A 19,313-nucleotide genomic window follows, 5' to 3' on the forward strand; every position below is an offset into this window, starting at 1 on the left:
CTCCCATAATTTAGACCAATTCCCAAAATGCTTTATCTCGCATTTTTTTAACGTTCTTGTCCCCATCCACATACAAACTAAAATGCTTCTCAAGCTGTCGAATCTGACCCATCAAAGACTCCTGCTCACCTTTATCATCAACGTTAAATACCGCCTTGATATCCGCATTTCTAATTTCAGAAACACGGTGGATTACCCACGTTAAAATATAGGAGGCATAATTATTTTCTCCGGTCTTAAAGTGAGTGATCTCCTGCGTTGACAGGATCGCACCAACACCATACTCACGGCCTTCTTTAAGGATCTTACGCAGGCTGGAAAAATCCTGACGCATAAAGTTATCGGCTTCGTCCACCAGAATCATTTTGGTGAGCTGACGATAATCCCCCCGCACCACCGGTTTACCGCGCTTTTGCATCTGAGCGTAAAACAGATCCAGCGTAAGTGCGACTACCAGGTTTTGTACTTCTGGCGGGTAACCAGCCAGTTCGATCACGGTGACGCCGTCAATCAATTCGTACAAGCTGGTCATCTTCTCCGGGATAGTCTCGAATATCTTGTAACGCGCCAGTTTAGAAAGTGCTGCGTAAAGCGAATCTTCTTCAACCTTCTCCTGATCGAGGAAGCGCTGCCATACATCTTCAATCGTCGGCGCAGTTCTTGACCATGTTGTCGGATCTTCCGGCGAAATACCTGCCGCTTCGTAGCATTCTAAAATTAGATTTTCTAATTTGAGCTGCTGCTTATGTCCCAGCCCATAAGCTTTCGCCATCGTTTCCGATAGTCCACCTGCAGTATGGATTGGTAGCATTGGCGTATCGCCAAACAGTGATAAGGGGTTGTAAGGCAGTTTAAATAACTTGTACTTTTTGGCACCCGTTGCACCAAGAAAAGCCTCATCCACATAGTCTGATTTGTAGTCGAAGATCAGCAAACCAATAGGTTTGCCATCAACGTTACAAGACTGATTACGCATCAACTGTGTGACCAGCGATTTAGTAAACTGGGTTTTACCGGTGCCCATCGTTCCAATAATGCCGGTATTGGTATTCATAAACTTCGCGGTGTTGGTTGGCTCCCAATGTAACGGGCTCTGACGCGCAGCATCATGACCAAACAGGATCTGTAATGGCGCATCGCTAATATCAGAAGTCGCCACCGGTACAGTAGGCTGTAACGACTCCGGTTCCGAAATGGGCCATGCAGTAGCCGGCGTTGTGACTTCTACCACGACTTTGGATTGTGACGGAGTGGCATCACTCTCTGGCTTAAGACGATATTTTTCCGGCACCCGATAACGTTCTGCCAGCGGTGGTTCATTCCCCTGCGCAGAAATTAGCGAAGGCAGCAGTGAATAAGGGATTTCAATCTGTAAGATATTATCCGCTGTCTCTTTATAGGAGAGATCGAAGCAGGTTGCGCTATCCACATGCGCCACGACGAAGCCGTCCGCATAGTCGGTCAACTCACCTAACTGATAGTCGCCCGTTAACCACCATTCGCGTCGATCCAGCAAGGGAGACAGTTTGTTGCTGTCCAGCACCCCGTACAGACGTAGTTTCTCCACCTGCATCAACACCTGACGTATAAAGAGCGCCCGATACAGCTGTGATGCCAGCGTTTGTGGTTCCAGAATATCCTGCTGTAAATAACGTTTCAGCTCACGAGCCTGTTGACCCGCATAGCTGTAGTCAGGTCGCGCCCCGGTTTTAACTTCCAGAGGCAACAGATAGAGGCGGTCTTCTTTGCATCCCACAAAGAGCACATCATCAGAGATCGCACCTTTACGATAACCCTGTAAATTTCTTGATAAATCACTCTCTTTCATTTTCAGCCCGACATTGCCGGACACGCGGATCATTTCGGCTACTGATAACGGAATCCAGCAAATATCGGACTGATGCAACATAGATTGCACAAATTTGTACGCACCTATAATGCCATGCTTCTCTTTACGCTCTCTTTCACTGGAACGTAGCATTTTCAGCAGCCATTCACCGTTAAAGGCATTAAATTCAGCCAATAGATGCTGACTATCAACAGCAGGTTGCCCTGACTGGCTTCCGGTCTGGAGCAACCGCAGGAACAAATCAACCTGCTTCGTGACAGTGACGGCATCGTAGCCCGCGCAACTGGTGTACTGGTCAGAATAGTGGATAAGCACCACATCTTTCTGACTGGTAAAAAAGTCGAGGGTGACTTTAGGATCAATGATGGTGGTCCAGAGCGCGCTATTGTATGAGTAATTGAGTAGCTGTTTAAAATTGCCACTCACGGCCAGTCCGATCCCTTGTCCATGATACTGGCTGTTGCTTTGACGTGCGGGTTGCCACAGGCAGCCGATTAGTCGGGCAAGACGCAGGGCGCTGTAGGACTCAGTATCCACATCACGCAGTCCAAACGCGGTAAAGTAAGCATCCCCCTGCGTTTCGGCTCCTTCCCCAGCGATCAACCCATGACACAATACCCCGCTAGACGCATCTTCAATGCGGATCTGGCGGCAATCCACAGGTGCTGTATTGGTGAAAAATGCCAGATGTGCATAGGACAGCTTGTCGCTTTCTGACGGCAGGACAAACTTGCTGAACGTTAACCTGCTACGCAGCAGGTCAATCAGCATATCAGCTCCCGCCCGCCATACGCCGCTGTTCAGATCGAGATCGTTTTTAAGCTGCTCATAGCTGCCACTTTCTGCAAAGTGATCGAACATATTGGGCAGCAAACGTTCATCGTAGCAGTTCACATGAACCGAAATAGCATGCTCTTTTTCTTGCTTAAAATATTCTACTAATCCCAGAAACAGTTCTTTGGCGTTCCCTTGATTAATGGCATTGATAATCAACGCACTGTTTTCAGCGCTCTGGAACAACCGGGCATAAGCGTCTGTGAACTCATTGAGTTTGTCTTTTACCAAACGTTTAACGTAGTCATGGCTGACCTGCCGCTGAGGAACCGCATCAATCCAGAAGCGGTTTTCCTCCACCGGCTGTAGTTGCGCATATTCATGCTCACTGTGGTAAACAAACGGCATTAACCCGGAAACCATCAAGCGATCAAGAGTGATCGGCGGTAGTGCGGCAAATGAAGCCGAATCGTTCTGTTCCGACTCCGCAACGATTGTTTCTGCCAGTTGTAGATGGTAGGCCAGCACTAATGGGTGCAGTGGTGAGAGACGCTCATGACTATCATTGCGGCAAATCCCCAGATGCAGCAGACGTTTCTCGTGCGCCGTCAGCGCTCTGCTCAGGCCAATTTGCTGGAGTGACCGTTCAAACGTAGTAACAATGTAGCTGACCAGTGTGCGATATTCCGCTGACCACGACACCAGACTCGGTAGGGTGTTACGACGATGATAGTAGGCAAATAACTGCTCATAGGCGTTATGGAGATCGGGGTAACTAGTAAGAAGTTCATCCAGCGCAAACTCACTATCGTCACTTCCCTTACCCAGCAGACGTTGTTCAATTAATGAGGCTTCCAGTATCAGCAACTGCTGGCGTACACCGACGACCTTGTGTTCAGTATTATCGAGTATGATGCGCCCTTTTAGACGGTTCCAGGTTGCATTGCCCTCTTCTTTGAACAATTTATTGAAACGACTTTGGTCAAAAAGCAACGGCAACGTTAGCCCTTCTTCTGCTCCCGGCCCCTCGATATTAAACGACAGACGGGAATCACCGGAAACGAGCGCAAACTGAACCAGGTCACTTTTATTTGCCAGCGTCTCAAAATTCACATGAGCATAATGCTGGCAGTCGATATCTTCACTCTCGTCATCCAACGTACAGATCAAGTTGCCAGACTCGGCAATACGCAGAGTGTTATCTTCCAGTTGCAGGGTTATTTGGTCTTTACCTGGCTCAATGCGGTAACAGTGCTGGATATCGTTAAGCCAGAATTGTCCCTGCTCGACCAACAACAGGCGAAATTTATACTCTTCAGCTGAATTATTGCGGTTGGTCAGCTCGAGACTAAAGAAGCAAGGATGCCCGCCAAAAGGCACCGATGCCATAATGCGGGAAGTCTTGCCTCCCGCTCGGCTAGTGCGCCAGAAAGGTGCATTCTTTAACTGCCGATTATGGGCAATCTTTATCTGGTTATCCTGAAGATCATTACCCTGAAAACTGAACTCCAGCTCAGCCTTTGATTGCCCTGGCTGCACCTGCACCAGCAGGCTGATGTCTCGTTTGCCTGCCTTACTGGCGCTTTTCGCCCGTTGCCAAACCTCGCCGTTTTCGACGGAGACGTTCTCTAGCACCAGTTTTTGTTCACTATTCTGTTCTTTCTCCTTCCTGTAGTCGGAGAAATCGAGCTCACGCCAGTCATCTTTATCGTAAAAATGCTCCTGAATGAATTTTGAACTAAATTCAGGCAGCACATTCTCCAGCTGTCCACTGTAGCGTTCAACACTATCTTCTATCTGGCGATATAATTTCCGGTTTTCATTCAGTCGGGTGCGTAGCTGCTTCTGGCTATAGTTCAGTAGTTCATCATCTTTAAACAGATGAAGCTCGGAGAAATCCAGATTGCCATCATCCAGCAAGCGATACAGCGAAGAGAAACCAAATACGGTCGCCCCTTCATCCAGTACCGTCGCCAGTTGATCCTCCAGCAAACAACGGGACAATTCCGAACGGTTACTACCAGTGGTAATAAGCTTTTCCAGTTGATGACTGAAAGTTTGTGGGTACCAAATAGCATCCGGTGCAGCTACGTCTTTTGTGCTGTTAATCAGGGTATCGAGCATACTGTTGTGAATAATCAACAGCGCTGTTTGGGCAAAAATGCAGCTGCGCCCTGCAACTTCATCGCGCAAATGAGAAATGTAGTTTTCTGTGAATGCTGGGGCCTCGGCTCCGTGCAGTACAGGAATAAGCTGAACACCATTGCAGGGGAGGCAATCAATATATTGCCCTGGCGCAATTTCCAACTGATTGCCGTCCGCCAGAGAGACGAATGCTTCCCAGAGTTTTAGGGCATTATCGGGATCGGGAGATTTGAACTGGTAGCGCTCCCCGGGCTGAATGATGCCACCTACCCATTCAATAAAGGTTTCTGCCAGATAGGTTTCATACTGTTTTACGGACATATACGGCGTCTCCACTATCACTCATTCGCTCTACATTTCCCATGCGTTCATAAAACGCCACCAGCGTTTGCGCCGACTGGTTGTCCAAATAAAAACCGCGCTGTTCAAAACCACGCAGCAGTTCATGCAAGCGGAGTTTGTCATTTATGCCCACAGTGAGATTAGTCAGTAACAGAAGACGATCCTGATTCAGCACCAGCACTTTCCCTGCCCGACCACGGACCTGAATGAAGTCAGTGCAAATCTGGCTTTCCAGCTCCTTAATGTAGTTCTTATTTATATCCGCGCGGTTAGTTTTTTTATCCTGGAATTGCTCTATGGCAACGGATAATAGCTGTTTGAAAGCACTTTCCAGGTTTGTTGCGCGGTCACGAGCAGGAAGATCTCGTTCTTCCTTACTAATAAATTTCTGTATGTAATCATTAATCTCATCTAACACCTGATTTGGGTGACCTGAATAATTCAAACAATCCTGATATACCTGCCAGAGAGGGCGTTTTTTCTCTCCTTTTACCTGCAACACCTCCAGCGCGGAAAGTATCGGAAACAGTTTTTCGCTCTGGCTGGCGAACAGCTTATAGCCATAACGTTTCACCTTTTCACGTTCGGAGCTGGCTTTTTCGCTATCAAGAATAAAAAAAAGTGATTTGCTTTGTGGTTCGCCGTCCTGCCAGTTGTCCAGGTTGAGCGCCAGTTGAGCGCACCAGCTAAAGGCGTACAAACGTAGGGTGTTGGTCAATTCCTGTAAAAGGTATTGTGGGTGCTCCGCCAAAAACGCCAGATCGGACTGAAAACACGTTACCATATACGGAAGATACGGTTGCTCTTCAGCAAACGGTCCTTTCCCCAACAGCTTTATTTTTTCATTGAGCTTATTCAGCATTTGCTGCTCGATGAAGTTCAGTCTGTCCTGTATGGGATAACGAAGGCTGAAATCTCCCATCAAATGGGCAAACAGCGTACCAAGTCGTTTATCTGCCGTTGAACCCGCACTTATTTTTTCACCATTAAACTGGGCGTGGAACAGTAAAAAAAGTGGGGAGACACGGAAAATATCCTGACTGGAAAAATACATCCGTTCCAGCACGGACCAGAATGCAGGCTCATCAAGCAATTCCTGGAGATGTATTTTACAATCTTCACGGAATTGTTCGGGATCGTAAGCTTCGATTTTGCGTTTCAGGGCGTAGCTAAGGACCAGACCGGTGACGAATTGCCAGCTAATATCGTTATTTTTATTGCGCACAGGCAGGTAACTATCCAGTTGATTGTTACCCACTTTTAACTCGTTTGCGATAGGGTACATTCTGCTAACCCTCCATACCACTAATAGTGATCATATCGTCATCCGCCTTTGCACGATAAACCCGTTGTCTGCCATCATAAAATTTGATTTCGCTGCTGGATTTTGCCTGCTCCGCGATCAACTCAACAATTTCATCCAGTAACACGATGGCATTTTTATCGTATTTATTCGGACGATAGCCATTATTCAACTTGTCCAATAACTCGAACAAATTAAGTCCGATATGGATATGCGGCAGTGGATTTCGCCCCACCTTTAAATAGACATCGAAGCCAGTTGGGTGAGCCGTATGTTTATTACGGATAGCATCCCAATCAGGCTTCACCTCAACCGGTGCGGTTATTTTTACCCCACCAAACTCTCCCAAGAAGAACTCTTCTTTTTGCATACTTAATTCAGGTGCTTTGCGGTTAGCATAGCGCTGGATACCCGCGATAAGCTCAAAAGCATAGAAGCGATTCAGTGATCTTTTTTGCTCCGGATCTGCTGTGTAATTTCTATGCAAATGCCAGATTTCTGAGTAACGTTCAAATAACGATTCGTTAAAGAACGCGGAAAATTTCCGATGATAATCATTTCCCAACGACTCGTGCTGCAACAGCCAGAAAAGCCGGATCAAGGAGGTTGCATCACCGGGCTTAACGTTCTGGCGATCAAACTTAATGTGCAACGGCTCAAGTGCGGCTAAAAAATTATCGAGATCAGCGTCACCCAATCCCAGCTCATAGCGCAAAACAAACTGATCAAGTTCATAGGTGTGCAATCTGGCGGGATCAAAATCAGAAACTTTTTTAATCAGATCATTTTCTGCACCGATGAAGAGGTTATCAAATAAGTAGCCAGGCCCCATCAACAGATGATGCAGAAAGTCCAGCAGCGTTCGGGTCGTAACAAACTGGTCTTTAATCAACCGCGCTTTAAAGAGCTGCGTAATTAATACATTCTGCACGCCAGGCATGCAAAGCAATTTAAAGTTTGCGACCTCTTTTAGATCTGGATTAATTGACTCATCGCGCCGAAAGATAAACTGAAATAAATTATTATCATCGTCACGAGTTAAGTTATCTAATAAGGTTTTAATAAATGATGAATAGTTTTTATTTTCGTTAAACTGGAATTTAGGATAGTGTTCAAAATCAAAAAAAGAACAATTCTCGTTATGGTAAGGACGGCTTGCATCCTGCTGCCCTGATAAAAATGAGTCAATTGCAGATCGGATCACCTTATGGCATTCAGCGCCTTCTCGGGCAAAGTTAGCAAGCATTCCGGTGTTGATGCCAATGAGTAATGGAGATGACTGCTGATGATGCTTAGCAAATAACTCATTCAAAGCATCAATGGCTGATTGTCGAGGAGCAAAGCTATGAGTGGCATCCAGATGGAAAATAAATCGCCGCTGATAACGAGGATCTGACTGACAACGGGTTAAAATTTCGGCCTTTCCGTCCCCGCTACTACCACACAAAAAAATGATTTCACCGGGTTTAGCAACATCCAGATAGCGTTGTAATTCGGTTTCAATCTCTTGTTTAACAAAGAGTTGTTCCTTTAACTGATCGAACTCATCCTTCTGACGGTGTGTCACGGTGGTGACGGAAAACGAAGATGACTTCGCAAGTACACCCAACGCTTTACGTAATGTGATTGCGCTCATGAGTTCATGTTCTCTAAAGTAAGAATTCACCTATTGTATAAAAGCTAACCCATGATATCTATAGGCTCTTAGACACAATCTTTACTTGTGCTTTCAACATCGTATCTTTACCTTGTCTTTGTGTCTCAAACGTCCACGTCGTAACAAATCGGCACAGCGCTGACAACCCCAGCCTTAGGGGTTGTATCCGAATAATAACTGGGACATGGATTTTGTATCTGACGCATTATTTGACAGGCGTCGGTTACGCCTGCTGACGGTAATTGATCTCTACACGCGTGAATGTCTGGGGATCTGCGTAGGCCAGAATCTGCTCTCAACTGAGGTTGCGGAGATGCTTAACAGTATTCGTACAGACGTCCTTTACCACAGTTGCTAAAAACCGATAACGGCTCTGATTTTTCAGGAAAAATGCTGGACATGTGGGTGTATGAATGAGGGATCCGTATAGACTTCTCGCGCCCGGGAACCCCCAACGGACAATGCGACGGTGGAGTCGTTCAACGGCAGGCTGCGGCAGGAGTGCCTGAATGAAAACTGGTTCATGTCGCTGGAAGATGTCCGGTGCGAAAACGAGACCTGGCGCATACACTATAACCAGAGACGTCCCCATTCTGCCCTGGGCTGGATGACGCCGTCAGAATTTGCTGAGAAATCTGCCGGTTGCCAGAATATGCAGCCAGACTGAAGCCAGATATTCCTGATTATGAATGGATCACATACGGGGAGCGGGTCACAACCGACATTACTAACTGGAGGTAGTATCTAATCCTAGGGGCCGGTCAATAGAACTTATAAAAAAGCCAAATTATCAAGCAATTACAGATTCGCAACACATTGATTAGGGTTGAACAGCTATGGTGGAGGGATACCAGATTAGAATAAACCACTATCAGATATCGATTATAAAGAAAACATCATGTCACTCCTGTAATTAGGCTCATTCAAGCTATACGATCAATCGCGTAATTTAAAAATTTATTATGAGGCATTTGTATGGAAATAGGATCAGTAAGTGATTGGGTTAGTGCGGCTGCCAATATTATCATGGCTGGTTGTGCTGCTTATGCTGCGAAAAACGCTAAGGAATGGATTACCCAAAGACATTATGATGAAACTCGTGTTTTTATGAAAATAATGACAGATGTTGATACTAATTTATGTAGATACATTTCTTCCTCTGATGGAGGCAATCTTGAGTTTGCTTTATCCCTTCGCTATTTTTTCCCAGCAGATGAACAAATCAATATAATTGGGCTAACCCTATCTGAGAATAAAAAAACAGAACTTCTAAATGAGTATATTAAGTTCCGTGAAAACAAAATTAAAAGCTGGATAGAGGCAAGAGATTACGCCCACAATCCCGAACATATTTATAAAACACAGCCAGATTTTTATAACTATCTAAAAAATATAAAATAATAAAAATGGATGTTTCTTTGAAACATCCATTGATACTTCAGCCCATTCGACCAATTTAATTCTGACCATTTTTCTTTTGTCTTTGAAGTATTTCTTCTAATTTTCCACATTCTTTAGGTAAAGGGATCATTTTTGCAAAATATATACAGAACAGAAACATAAAAATAGCACAAAAATAGAGGGAGCAATGTCCCCAAATTGGGATTTGATTCTTCCTATATATAGAAAGAAAAACTGACATGCTAGCTAAAAATAAAAACTGCAAAGAAAAAAAGCCATATAATAAATTTTCAATTATATATGACACTCCCTTTTTAAAAACAAGTTGTTGTTCTTCTATAACTAAAAATGATCTGAATTTTTTAAAAAAATCCAATTGAATGTTTTTTTGATTTTGCATGAGAATTTTCCATATTATTCCCTGTCTGGCAACATCAGATATTCCTGTAAGTCTAAAAGTGATTATTCTTTTAATCTCGTTATTAACTCCAGTTCGGATCTCCTTAGGCAGATTATTATCCACTAAGATACGTTGCAGTTCATTTAGTTTAGAGTTTTTCACATCCTGAAAAAAAGAAATTATTTCTTTTAACTTCCATACCAGTAGCGCCAACGGCCCTGCGATAATAATGAATATAATAACATGAATTAACTCAAGACTTCCCTTTGATACGGCCTCTTTAAACCATTCATTTACTAGTTCCATCATAACCATACTATAGTTCCTTATTAAAATAAGTATAAATGTATAATATATTTGTGGTATTCAAAACTCATCTCTTGATCTGACTTAGAAAACCTTTTTCTAGTGAATGCATATAGCATTCAGGTCTTTTATGTAAGGGATTGACAAAAAGAATGATTGAAAAAAGCTAAACTTAATATAAAAACTGAGATTCGGCCATTTCTTCATGCTCAAAAACTCAATTTTTTTACAACAGACTAAATACAAAAGATTTTACAGCAATCACTTCCGTTTTTTTACGAGAAAAGAAACAAAAAAAGCCGCCCTTAAGCGACTTTGATTTGCATCTTTTGGTGCCGAAGGCCGGACTCGAACCGGCACGTATTTCTACGGTTGATTTTGAATCAACTGCGTCTACCGATTTCGCCACTTCGGCACTGAAGGGGATGCGGAAACGTTGTGGATTATACCTGTCGCGCGCCGCCATGCAAGCGACGACGCGCTAAACCCGCGCTAAGTGCCCAAAAAACCAGCGCCCTTCGTCAGTCCAGCTCAGACACCGCCAGCCGAATCACCCTCGCGGCCTTCTGCTCCGGCAGCGCCAGCACCTTCGCCCACATCTCCTGCACCATATCACAGGAGAGCTTCTCTTTGCCCACCGCCTTCTCGGGCGTCTGCAGCAGCTGGATGTCCTCGCCGTACTTATCGGCAAGTTCTTTCATAATCGGCCGCACATCCTCGACGGCCGCCTCGCGCTCGGCCGGAGTCACGGTGTGGCGGTTTTTGCCGTAGGCCGCGCGCATCATGTCGGCATCGGCCTGCATGCGCCGAGCCATCAGGTCTTTATCCAGCATGCGCATCGGGTTGATGCCGCCCTTCACCATCGGGTAGAGGAAGCGGAAGCAGGCGTCGTCGCTCACCTTCTGGATGGCGGCGGTCTGCTCCATATTGATGGTCATGTAGTTCACCACGTTGGCGTCCGGGGCGTTTTGCAGGCGCGACATCTGCAGATGCAGGATCTGCGGCTGGATGGTGTCGATAATCTGCTGCTCCGGCTCGCCCGCCTTTTGCAGGGCGCCCATCTGGTCGAGGATGCGCTGATGCAGCGCGGGCTCCTGCTCCTTAATCACCTGCCAGGCGGGCATCGCGTTAAGGGCGGAATCCATCTGCCGTTCCGGGGCGCGCTGCCTATCGAAAAACACCCAGAACGCCACGGCGGCGGCCGCGATGACGACAATCACAATACGGGTCCACGTTTTATTCATCTCGCATCCTTATCCTTGAGTTATGCCGGTTTACACCGGCACGCCGCTGTGGAAGCGAAACTCGTTGTCCGGTGTCGAGATAAGTGTGGCTTCAATTTCGCCAAAAAGCTGTATGCGCGGTGAGATATCGTCGTCGCTCACCTGCTGGGCCAGCGTCAGGTAGTCCTGATAATGGCGCGCTTCCGAGCGCAGCAGCGAGAGATAGAACTTCTGCAGGTCGTCGTCGAGGAACGGGGCCAGCGCGGCGAAGCGTTCGCAGGAGCGGGCTTCGATGTAGGCGCCGCAGATGAGCTTGTCGATCAGCGTCAGCGGTTCGTGGGTGCGCACTTCCTTCAGCATCCCTTTGGCGTAGCGGCTGGCGGTGATTTTCACGTATGGAATGTCGCGGGCCAGCATCGCCTCGCGCACCTGCCAGAAGTGGTGCAGCTCCTCTTTAATCAGCAGCACCATGCTGTCGATCAGCGCCTGTCCCCACGGGTCGTCGGTTTTGGGCATCACGCTTTTGCCAATCTGCTTGTGCAGGGCGATGAAGTCCGGCTCCGGGCCGTCGCGGAAGGTGAACTGTTCGTAGGGTTTGAGCCAGTCGAGCAGCGCGTCGGCACCGCTTTCGTCGGCGACGTATTTACGCACCAGCAGCAGCGCGGTCTGGGCGGCCTTGAGCTCGCACACCATGTGGTCGGTGAGCAGCAGCGGCAGGTTCGCCGGGTCGCGGGCTTTCTCAATCCATGCTTGCGGGGTCGGGCACTGGAGGAAGTTGAGTACGGGGGCGAGTATCTGCGGGTAATCCATGGTTCTGCCTTGAAAAAGCGGTGGCGCGCGCCACCGCCTGAAACGCTTAGTGACGCACGCCGTCGTCGTCTTCGTCGACGTAATCTTCCTCGTCGCCTTCTTCGCCGTCTTCACCGTTCGGATCTTCGAAGTAGGTTCCCCAGCCGTCGTATTCCACTTCAAACTTCTCGGCCAGGTTCATCAGCTGTTCGACCTGCGCGTCGATCAGCTCCGCCTTCAGCGCGCCTTCGCTCAGGATGTCGCAGCAGATGACAGTGTCGCCCTCTTCCACTTCCAGCTCTTCCGGCTCGCTTACTTCGTAACCCAGCTTGAAGGCTTCTACCGCCAGTTTTTCCAGCGCGTCGAAATCATCCGCAGAGAAATGGTGCTCGATGGTGTACAGCGCGTCCGGATCGCTACCGTCTTCCAGCAGTTCTTCAATAATCAGACGCGTCTCTTCGCGTTGCTCTTCCAGGTGTTCCGGGTTTGCCATGGCTCAATCCTCTTTAAAGTGCGGCAGATACTTCTATTTTCACACACGGACGGGTTTGCCTCCACCTTTGTTGGAAAGATTTGTGAAACGGGGTTGCAAATGAATAATTACACATATAAAGTGAATTTTAATTCAATAAGTGGCGTTCGCCATGTGAGGATAAAATGTCTGATCTGTATAAGAAACACTTTCTGAAATTGCTCGACTTTACCCCTGCACAGTTCACTTCTCTGCTGACCCTTGCCGCACAGCTCAAAGCCGATAAAAAAAATGGCAAGGAAGTACAAAAGCTTACCGGTAAAAACATCGCGCTCATCTTCGAAAAAGACTCAACCCGTACACGATGCTCTTTCGAAGTTGCCGCATTTGACCAGGGCGCGCGCGTTACCTATTTAGGGCCGAGCGGCAGCCAGATTGGGCATAAAGAGTCAATTAAGGACACCGCGCGCGTACTCGGGCGGATGTACGACGGCATTCAGTATCGCGGTCACGGCCAGGAAGTGGTTGAAACACTGGCGCAGTACGCGGGCGTGCCGGTGTGGAACGGGCTGACCAACGAGTTCCATCCGACGCAGCTGCTGGCGGATCTGCTGACCATGCAGGAGCACCTGCCGGGCAAGGCGTTTAACGAGATGACGCTGGTCTACGCGGGCGACGCGCGCAACAACATGGGCAACTCGATGCTGGAAGCGGCGGCGCTGACGGGGCTGGACCTGCGCCTGGTGGCCCCGAAAGCCTGCTGGCCGGAAGAGAGCCTGGTGGCGGAATGCAGCGCGCTGGCGGAGAAGCACGGCGGGAAGATCACGCTGACGGAAGACGTGGCGGCGGGCGTTAAGGGCGCGGACTTTATCTATACCGACGTCTGGGTGTCGATGGGCGAAGCCAAAGAGAAGTGGGCGGAGCGGATTGCGCTGCTGCGCGGGTATCAGGTGAACGCGCAGATGATGGCGCTGACCGGCAACCCGGACGTGAAGTTCCTGCACTGTCTGCCGGCTTTCCATGACGACCAGACCACGCTCGGCAAGCAGATGGCGAAGGAGTTCGACCTGCACGGCGGGATGGAAGTGACGGACGAGGTGTTTGAGTCGGCGGCGAGCATCGTGTTCGACCAGGCGGAAAACCGGATGCATACGATTAAGGCGGTGATGGTGGCGACGCTTGGGGAGTGATTGACTCCTCTGCGGTCTGGTGCCCTCACCCCGGCCCTCACCCACAGGGAGAGGGAGAAAAACCAGCATGTAGGCCCGTGCAAGCGAAGCGCCGCCGGGCGAATCAGGCAACGATGCGGCCTGATGCCCTCCCCCCGGCCCTCTCCCACAGGGAGAGGGAGAACACCCAGCCCGTAGGCCCGTGCAAGCGTAGCGCCGCCGGGCGAATCAGGCGACGATGCGGCCTGATGCCCTCTCCCACGGGGAGAGGGAGAACACCGGCTCCATTTCATTGATTTTTCACCCTGAAAAAGGTACGTTTTCGCCTTAATTCCAGCGTGGACATGCCAGCATTATGCCGATTATTCAGTCTGTTGAACGTGCGTTGCAGATCCTCGACCTGTTCAACGAGCAGGCCACCGAGCTTAAGATCACCGACATCAGCAAACTGATGGGGCTGAGCAAGAGTACCCTCCACTCGCTGCTGAAAACCCTGCAGCTTCACGGCTATATCGATCAGAACCCGGAGAACGGTAAGTATCGCCTCGGCATGAAGCTGGTCGAGCGCGGTCATTTTGTCGTGGGCTCCATCGATATTCGCCAGAAGGCGAAAGGCTGGCTGACGGAGCTGTCCCAGCGGACCGGGCAGACCACCCATCTGGGGATCCTGGACGGGCGTGAAGGGGTCTATATCGAGAAGATTGAAGGCAAGCTGGCCGCCATCGCCTATTCGCGCATCGGCCGCCGCCTGCCGGTTCACGCCACCGCCATCGGCAAGGTGTTGATTGCCTGGCTGGGCGAGGCCGAGCTGAACGCCCTGCTGGAGGGCTATCAGTACACCACCTATACCCCTTCTACCCTTGCCTCTCGCGAAGCCTTAATGAGTGCCCTGGCGCAGACCCGGGAGCAGGGTTACGCCCTGGATAGCGAAGAGAACGAGCAGGGCGTGCGCTGCGTGGCGGTGCCGGTGTGGAACCATGAATCCCGCGTCATTGCCGCCCTGAGCCTGTCGACGCTGACCTCCCGCGTGGACGACGCTGAGCTGGCTAATTTCCGCGAGCAGCTTCAGCAGGCCGGGCTCCAGCTTTCACGCGCGCTGGGCTACCCGGCCTGAGCCGTCAGGCCGGCTCGTAGGTGAAGTAATCGAAGTCCGCGTGGCAGCCATCGCCGCTGATGTCCTCGCAGTGCAGCCCCACAAACGCGCCGGTGAAGAAGCCGCGCCCGCCGATGTAGTCGTCCGACAGTTTCCACGCCTCATACGTTACCGGCACGGCGTGCCACGTCTCGCCGTCAAACGAGTAGCTGTAGCGGTAGACCAGCGTATCCACATCCACCCGCAGCCAGACGCTCTCCGCACTCTCCGGCACCAGAATCGGCTGCTCGTGCAGCGGCCACGACGGCACGTTGTGGTCGAGCTGGATAACTTTGATGGTTCTCCCCTTCCCCTCCTCGTAGTCCACAAAGCAGTAGCTCCAGTTTTTGCTGTTGTAGTAGCAGGTCAGCCCCGCGCTCTGCTGGAAGTGGACCGGCGAGAACTGCATCCGCGTTTCGGAGCGGAAAGCGAAGTGCTGCCAGCGGCGCGCCACGGTCGACTGGGTAAAGGTCGAGTTGAGCGAGTCGTTGCCGTAGAGCCGTAAATAGCCGGGCCGCGCGGTGAGCGAGCCGAGAGTGTCGTCGAACGGGATGCGCAGGGTCTGCAGCTCCGGGTCAAGCGAACTGGCGTCGAAATCGTCCCGCCAGTTGCCCGGAACGGATGCAGGCTGCTCGGCCACCTGCGGGCCTTTCACGGTCAGCTGCGCGTGCTTGCCGCCTTCCACGTACGGCCAGCCGTCGCGCCACTCAATGCGGGCGATGCCGGTCTCGCGCCCCAGCGGGCAGTAGCCGCGCCCGCCGGAGGCCAGCAGCGGCACGCCGGGCAGGCGCAGCGGGCGGCTGGTGAGGTAGGCCATGTACCACTCTCCGGTGTGGGTCTGTAGCAGCGAGCCGTGCCCGCTCTTCTGCAGCGGGTTCTCCGGCAGGTGCCAGCTGGTCATCATCGTCACCTCCGGATGCAGCTCGTACGGCCCGTCGATGGTTTTTGAACGCAGCACCACAACCGCGTGCTCGTAGCTGGTGCCGCCCTCGGCGACCATCAGGTAGTACCATCCCGCGTGGCGATAGAGGTGTGCGCCCTCGGTGTAGCAGAGCGGCGTGCCGGTAAACAGGGTTTTGCGCTCGGGCGAGAGGGTGCCGGTTTGCGGGTCAAACTCCTGCAACACGATGGTGTTGTGCGGGTTGCTATGGTGGCGCGGCCCCCACGGGCGGTAGAGGTAGTACTTGCGGCCGTCGTCGTCGTGGAACAGGGACGGGTCAAACCCGCTGTTGCCCATCGGGATTGGCTCGCTCCACGGCCCCTCGATGGAGGGCGCGGTTACCAGAAAGTTACGGCCGTTTTTCCACGGCGAGTCGACAATCTTCACGTCGGTATAGAGCAGCCAGAATTTACCGTCGGCGTAGCTCAGGCACGGCGCCCAGATGCCGCCGGAGTCCGGGTTGCCCTTCATGTCCAGCATCGACACGCGGTCCAGCGGGGTGCTGACCAGCGACCAGTTTTTCAGGTCACGGGAGTGGTAGATGCGCACGCCCGGGAACCACTCGAAGGTCGAAGTGGCGATGTAGTAGTCCTCGCCCTGACGGCACAGGGACGGGTCCGGGTTGAAGCCGGTGAGTATCGGGTTAGTGATTTCCATATTGCCTCCGGTTAATGGGATGCGGCTGTCGCAGCGTCGGGAACGACCTCGCCCTGCGCCGCGCGGTGCTTAATCAGCTGCTGGCTGATGGCCTCCACGCGGGCGTCGGTGAGCTTGTAGAACGACAGCATGATGAACATGCCCGCGTAGAGCACGACCGGCACCACGCAGAACAGAATTTTAATGGTGGTCAGCACCTCGACCGGCTGCACGCTGCTGCTGGCGGAGTAGTTCACGTAGGCCAGGATCCAGCCCACCACCGCCCCGCCAATCGCCAGGCCAATCTTCAGGCTGAACAGGTAGGTGGAGAACACCAGCCCGTCGAGGCGGCGCCCACTGCGGCTCTCCTCGTAGTCCACCACGTCAGAGGCCATCAGCCACTGCAGCGGCGTGGTGGTGTTAAAGACGAACAGGAACAGGATGTTGAGGGCGAAAATCAGGGCGATATGCTCCGCCGGGGTGACGAAAATCAGCAGGCTGATCAGCGAGTAAGCGACGATGATCCACTTGAAGGCGGTGACGCGGTCGAAGCGCCCCAGCAGTCGGGTGGAACAGAGCGAGCCGAACATGGTGGCGAGGCTGCCGTAGAGTAAGAACTGGGTCGCCATCTCCGGGTGATCCATCACGTATTTCACGAAGTAGAGCGTCGCCCCGCCGCGCACCACGTTGGAGCAGGTCGCCATCATCTTGAACGCACACATGATGCGCCACTGGCTGTTGCCCAGCAGCCGCTTAAGGTCTTTCGCCACCGACGAGCCCGGCTGCACCTCAAAGGTGTAGCGCTCTTTGGTGGTGAAGAAGCAGACGTAGAGCAGCACCACGCCGCTCAGCCCCAGCACGCACATGGCGCCGAAATAGCCCACCTGCTCGTTCCCTTTGCCGATGATGCTCACCAGCGGCAGCGCGATGCCGCTGATGGCGAGCGAGCCCGCCGCGGCCAGGAAGAAGCGCCAGGACTGCAGGGCGTGACGCTCTTTCGGGTCGGCGGTAATGACGCCCGGCATGGCGCAGTACGGCACGTTAACGAAGGTGTAGACCAGGGTCAGGAGAATGTAGGTCACGCAGGCGTAGATGATCTTGCCCTGCGCGGAGAAGTCCGGCGTGTAGAAGGTCAGCACGCAGACGATGCCGAACGGGATGGCGCCCCACAGCAGGAACGGGCGGAACTGGCCGTGACGCGTGCGGGTGCGGTCTACCAGCAGCCCCATCAGCGGGTCGGTCACGGCGTCGAGCACGCGGGAGACCAAAAACAGCGTGCCCATAATCCCCGCCGACAGGCCGAAGACGTCGGTGTAGAAGTAGGCCAGCAGGAACATCGTGGCCTGCCAGACGAAGCCGCAGGCGGTGTCACCCAGCCCGTAGCCAATTTTGTCTTTCATGGTTAATTGCGTCATCAGAATTACACCCTTATGTAGTGTGCTGAATTACAACATCGTGTTAATGGAGTGTAATGAGCTGTTCAATTAACCAGCAATGGTCATATCTTATTTCTGAATTACGTTATTTTGCTTTTGTGACGCCAACGATATATCTCAACTTGTTGTTTAAATTAGAAAATTACAGGCACGATAAAACCGTCCGCGGAATATTTTCCGCAGACGGTTTTATCTCAGAAAATAATTAAATGCCGAGCGCTTTTTTACCGGCGTTAATTACCTCGATAATTTTATCGGTGTCATAAATACAGCCTTTCCAGGTGCCGCCGCTCACCGACTGCAGTGCCGCCCACAGCCGGGTATCGTCCGGCAAAAAGTCGTGAGCGTGCAGGTCCGGGTGCGTCTGCCTGACTGCCAGCTCGCGCGCCCCCTCTTCCGGCGTCAGCGGGTTTTCTGCGGTACCGATAAAGTTGACGCTGCCAGTTAACGTCAGACGATCCACGGCAATCTCGATGATGTCGTTATCGCGCAGCTTGCCAATCGGCCCGCCCGCCAGCGCCTCCGGCGACACGTGGCCGAAGCAGGCGCCCGTCGACACGCCGGAGAAGCGCGCATCGGTAATTAACGATACCGTTTTGCCCCACGAGATATGCTTGAGCGCGGAGGTGAGCTGGTAGGTCTCTTCCATGCCGGTGCCGGACGGCCCGCCGCCGATCACCACCATGATATCGCCCTGCTTAATCTCTTCCCGCTTGATGGCCTTGATCGCCTGCGCTTCCGAGACAAACACCCGCACCCGGCCGGTGTGGCGGTACACGCCATCTTCGCCCACTACCGACGGGTCGATCGCCGTGGCCTTGATCACCGACCCTTCCGGCGCGATGTTGCCCGTCGGGAAGCAGACCGTCGAGGTCAGCCCTTTCGCTTTTGCCTTCTCCGGCGGCAGGATCACGTCATCCGGATCCACGCCGTCCTGCTCGCGCAGGCACTGGCGGAAGCGCGCCCGGCGCTCGGACGCCTGCCACCAGTCGAGGTTCTCGCCGACCGTCTGGCCAGTAACGGTCATCGCATCAAGATGCAGCAGGCCGAGATCGCGCAGGTGGAGCATCACCTCCGGCACGCCGCCTGCGAGGAACGCGCGCACGGTCGGATGATAGTCCGGGCCGTTGGGCAGCACGCTTACCAGGCGAGGCACCCTGCGGTTAACGCGCGTCCAGTGTTCAACGTCCGGAATAGTGCAGCCCGCCGCGTGGGCGATGGCCGGGATGTGCAGCAGTAAATTGGTGGAGCCGCCGAACGCCGCGTGGATCACCATGGCGTTTTCGATGGCTTTGTCGGTGAGGATATCGCGCGTGGTGATGCCGCGGTTATCCAGCTC

Annotated in this window: 13 protein-coding genes, 1 tRNA gene and 3 pseudogenes; 6 read left to right on the forward strand and 11 right to left on the reverse strand. The window is 51.8% G+C overall.

The window, feature by feature from the left end:
• Nucleotides 1-10: 10 nt before the first annotated feature.
• From dptH to dptF, 3 genes are read right to left on the reverse strand one after another with little or no spacing between them, the layout of a single operon-like run.
• Entirely contained in the window at nucleotides 11-5,089 is a 5,079-nt protein-coding gene (dptH, locus tag ENTMO_RS0103510; RefSeq protein ID WP_010427312.1) for a DNA phosphorothioation-dependent restriction protein DptH, read from the reverse strand.
• Nucleotides 5,070-6,395: a DNA phosphorothioation-dependent restriction protein DptG gene (dptG, locus tag ENTMO_RS0103515; RefSeq protein ID WP_010427313.1), complete on the reverse strand. Its 1,326-nt coding sequence runs from the start codon at nucleotides 6,393-6,395 to the stop codon at nucleotides 5,070-5,072. The genes dptH and dptG overlap by 20 nt, the downstream gene beginning before the upstream one ends.
• A 4-nt stretch (nucleotides 6,396-6,399) precedes the next feature.
• Nucleotides 6,400-8,049, reverse strand: a complete 1,650-nt coding sequence (gene dptF / locus ENTMO_RS0103520) for a DNA phosphorothioation-dependent restriction protein DptF (RefSeq protein WP_010427314.1) — start codon at nucleotides 8,047-8,049, stop codon at nucleotides 6,400-6,402.
• Nucleotides 8,050-8,161: 112 nt separating this feature from the next.
• Between dptF and ENTMO_RS26890 the strand changes: the two are divergent.
• The 3 genes and pseudogenes from ENTMO_RS26890 to ENTMO_RS0103530 form a co-directional block, all read left to right on the forward strand.
• Nucleotides 8,162-8,357, forward strand: a pseudogene (locus ENTMO_RS26890) (IS3 family transposase); the annotation flags it as partial.
• A 73-nt stretch (nucleotides 8,358-8,430) separates the two neighbouring features.
• A pseudogene (locus ENTMO_RS26895) lies at nucleotides 8,431-8,737 on the forward strand (integrase core domain-containing protein); the annotation flags it as partial.
• Nucleotides 8,738-9,045: 308 nt separating this feature from the next.
• Complete coding sequence (locus tag ENTMO_RS0103530; protein ID WP_010427318.1) at nucleotides 9,046-9,471, forward strand: hypothetical protein; 426 nt, start codon at nucleotides 9,046-9,048, stop codon at nucleotides 9,469-9,471.
• A gap of 55 nt (nucleotides 9,472-9,526) precedes the next feature.
• Here the strand turns inward: ENTMO_RS0103530 and ENTMO_RS0103535 are convergent, their stop codons facing one another.
• The 5 genes from ENTMO_RS0103535 to rraB all read right to left on the reverse strand — a co-directional run bounded on the left by ENTMO_RS0103535 (nucleotide 9,527) and on the right by rraB (nucleotide 12,682).
• Entirely contained in the window at nucleotides 9,527-10,186 is a 660-nt protein-coding gene (locus ENTMO_RS0103535) for a hypothetical protein (RefSeq protein ID WP_010427320.1), read from the reverse strand.
• A 321-nt stretch (nucleotides 10,187-10,507) separates the two neighbouring features.
• Nucleotides 10,508-10,592: transfer RNA gene (locus ENTMO_RS0103540), tRNA-Leu, on the reverse strand.
• 106 nt (nucleotides 10,593-10,698) lie between these two features.
• On the reverse strand, nucleotides 10,699-11,421 hold the full coding sequence (locus ENTMO_RS0103545; protein ID WP_010427322.1) for a hypothetical protein: 723 nt from the start codon (nucleotides 11,419-11,421) through the stop codon (nucleotides 10,699-10,701).
• Nucleotides 11,422-11,451: 30 nt separating this feature from the next.
• Entirely contained in the window at nucleotides 11,452-12,210 is a 759-nt protein-coding gene (gene miaE / locus ENTMO_RS0103550; protein ID WP_010427324.1) for a tRNA isopentenyl-2-thiomethyl-A-37 hydroxylase MiaE, read from the reverse strand.
• Between the two features lie 46 nt (nucleotides 12,211-12,256).
• Nucleotides 12,257-12,682 (reverse strand): ribonuclease E inhibitor RraB, encoded by a 426-nt coding sequence (rraB, locus tag ENTMO_RS0103555; protein WP_010427326.1) that lies wholly within the window; start codon nucleotides 12,680-12,682, stop codon nucleotides 12,257-12,259.
• Between the two features lie 99 nt (nucleotides 12,683-12,781).
• Between rraB and argL the strand changes: the two genes are divergently transcribed.
• The 3 genes from argL to xynR all read left to right on the forward strand — a co-directional run bounded on the left by argL (nucleotide 12,782) and on the right by xynR (nucleotide 14,944).
• A complete protein-coding gene (gene argL, locus ENTMO_RS26380) occupies nucleotides 12,782-12,877 on the forward strand; it encodes a putative translational regulatory protein ArgL (RefSeq protein WP_214442935.1) in 96 nt (31 codons plus the stop codon).
• Nucleotides 12,847-13,851, forward strand: a complete 1,005-nt coding sequence (gene argF / locus ENTMO_RS0103560) for an ornithine carbamoyltransferase (protein WP_010427327.1) — start codon at nucleotides 12,847-12,849, stop codon at nucleotides 13,849-13,851. Before argL ends, argF begins: the two co-directional genes overlap by 31 nt.
• Nucleotides 13,852-14,185: 334 nt before the next feature.
• On the forward strand, nucleotides 14,186-14,944 hold the full coding sequence (gene xynR, locus ENTMO_RS0103565; protein ID WP_010427329.1) for a DNA-binding transcriptional repressor XynR: 759 nt from the start codon (nucleotides 14,186-14,188) through the stop codon (nucleotides 14,942-14,944).
• Nucleotides 14,945-14,948: 4 nt separating this feature from the next.
• On the opposite strand, the gene ENTMO_RS0103570 is transcribed toward xynR, so the two are convergent.
• From ENTMO_RS0103570 to yagF, 3 genes and pseudogenes are all read right to left on the reverse strand, one after another.
• The gene (locus ENTMO_RS0103570; protein ID WP_010427331.1) at nucleotides 14,949-16,559 is read right to left on the reverse strand and encodes a glycoside hydrolase family 43 protein; all 1,611 of its coding nucleotides are present in this window, start codon (nucleotides 16,557-16,559) and stop codon (nucleotides 14,949-14,951) included.
• A gap of 11 nt (nucleotides 16,560-16,570) precedes the next feature.
• Nucleotides 16,571-17,953 (reverse strand): MFS transporter, encoded by a 1,383-nt coding sequence (locus ENTMO_RS0103575; RefSeq protein ID WP_010427333.1) that lies wholly within the window; start codon nucleotides 17,951-17,953, stop codon nucleotides 16,571-16,573.
• Between the two features lie 226 nt (nucleotides 17,954-18,179).
• Nucleotides 18,180-19,313, reverse strand: a pseudogene (gene yagF / locus ENTMO_RS26385) (xylonate dehydratase YagF); the annotation flags it as partial.

The sequence above is a fragment of the Enterobacter mori LMG 25706 genome (genome assembly GCF_000211415.1).
Classification (GTDB): domain Bacteria; phylum Pseudomonadota; class Gammaproteobacteria; order Enterobacterales; family Enterobacteriaceae; genus Enterobacter; species Enterobacter mori.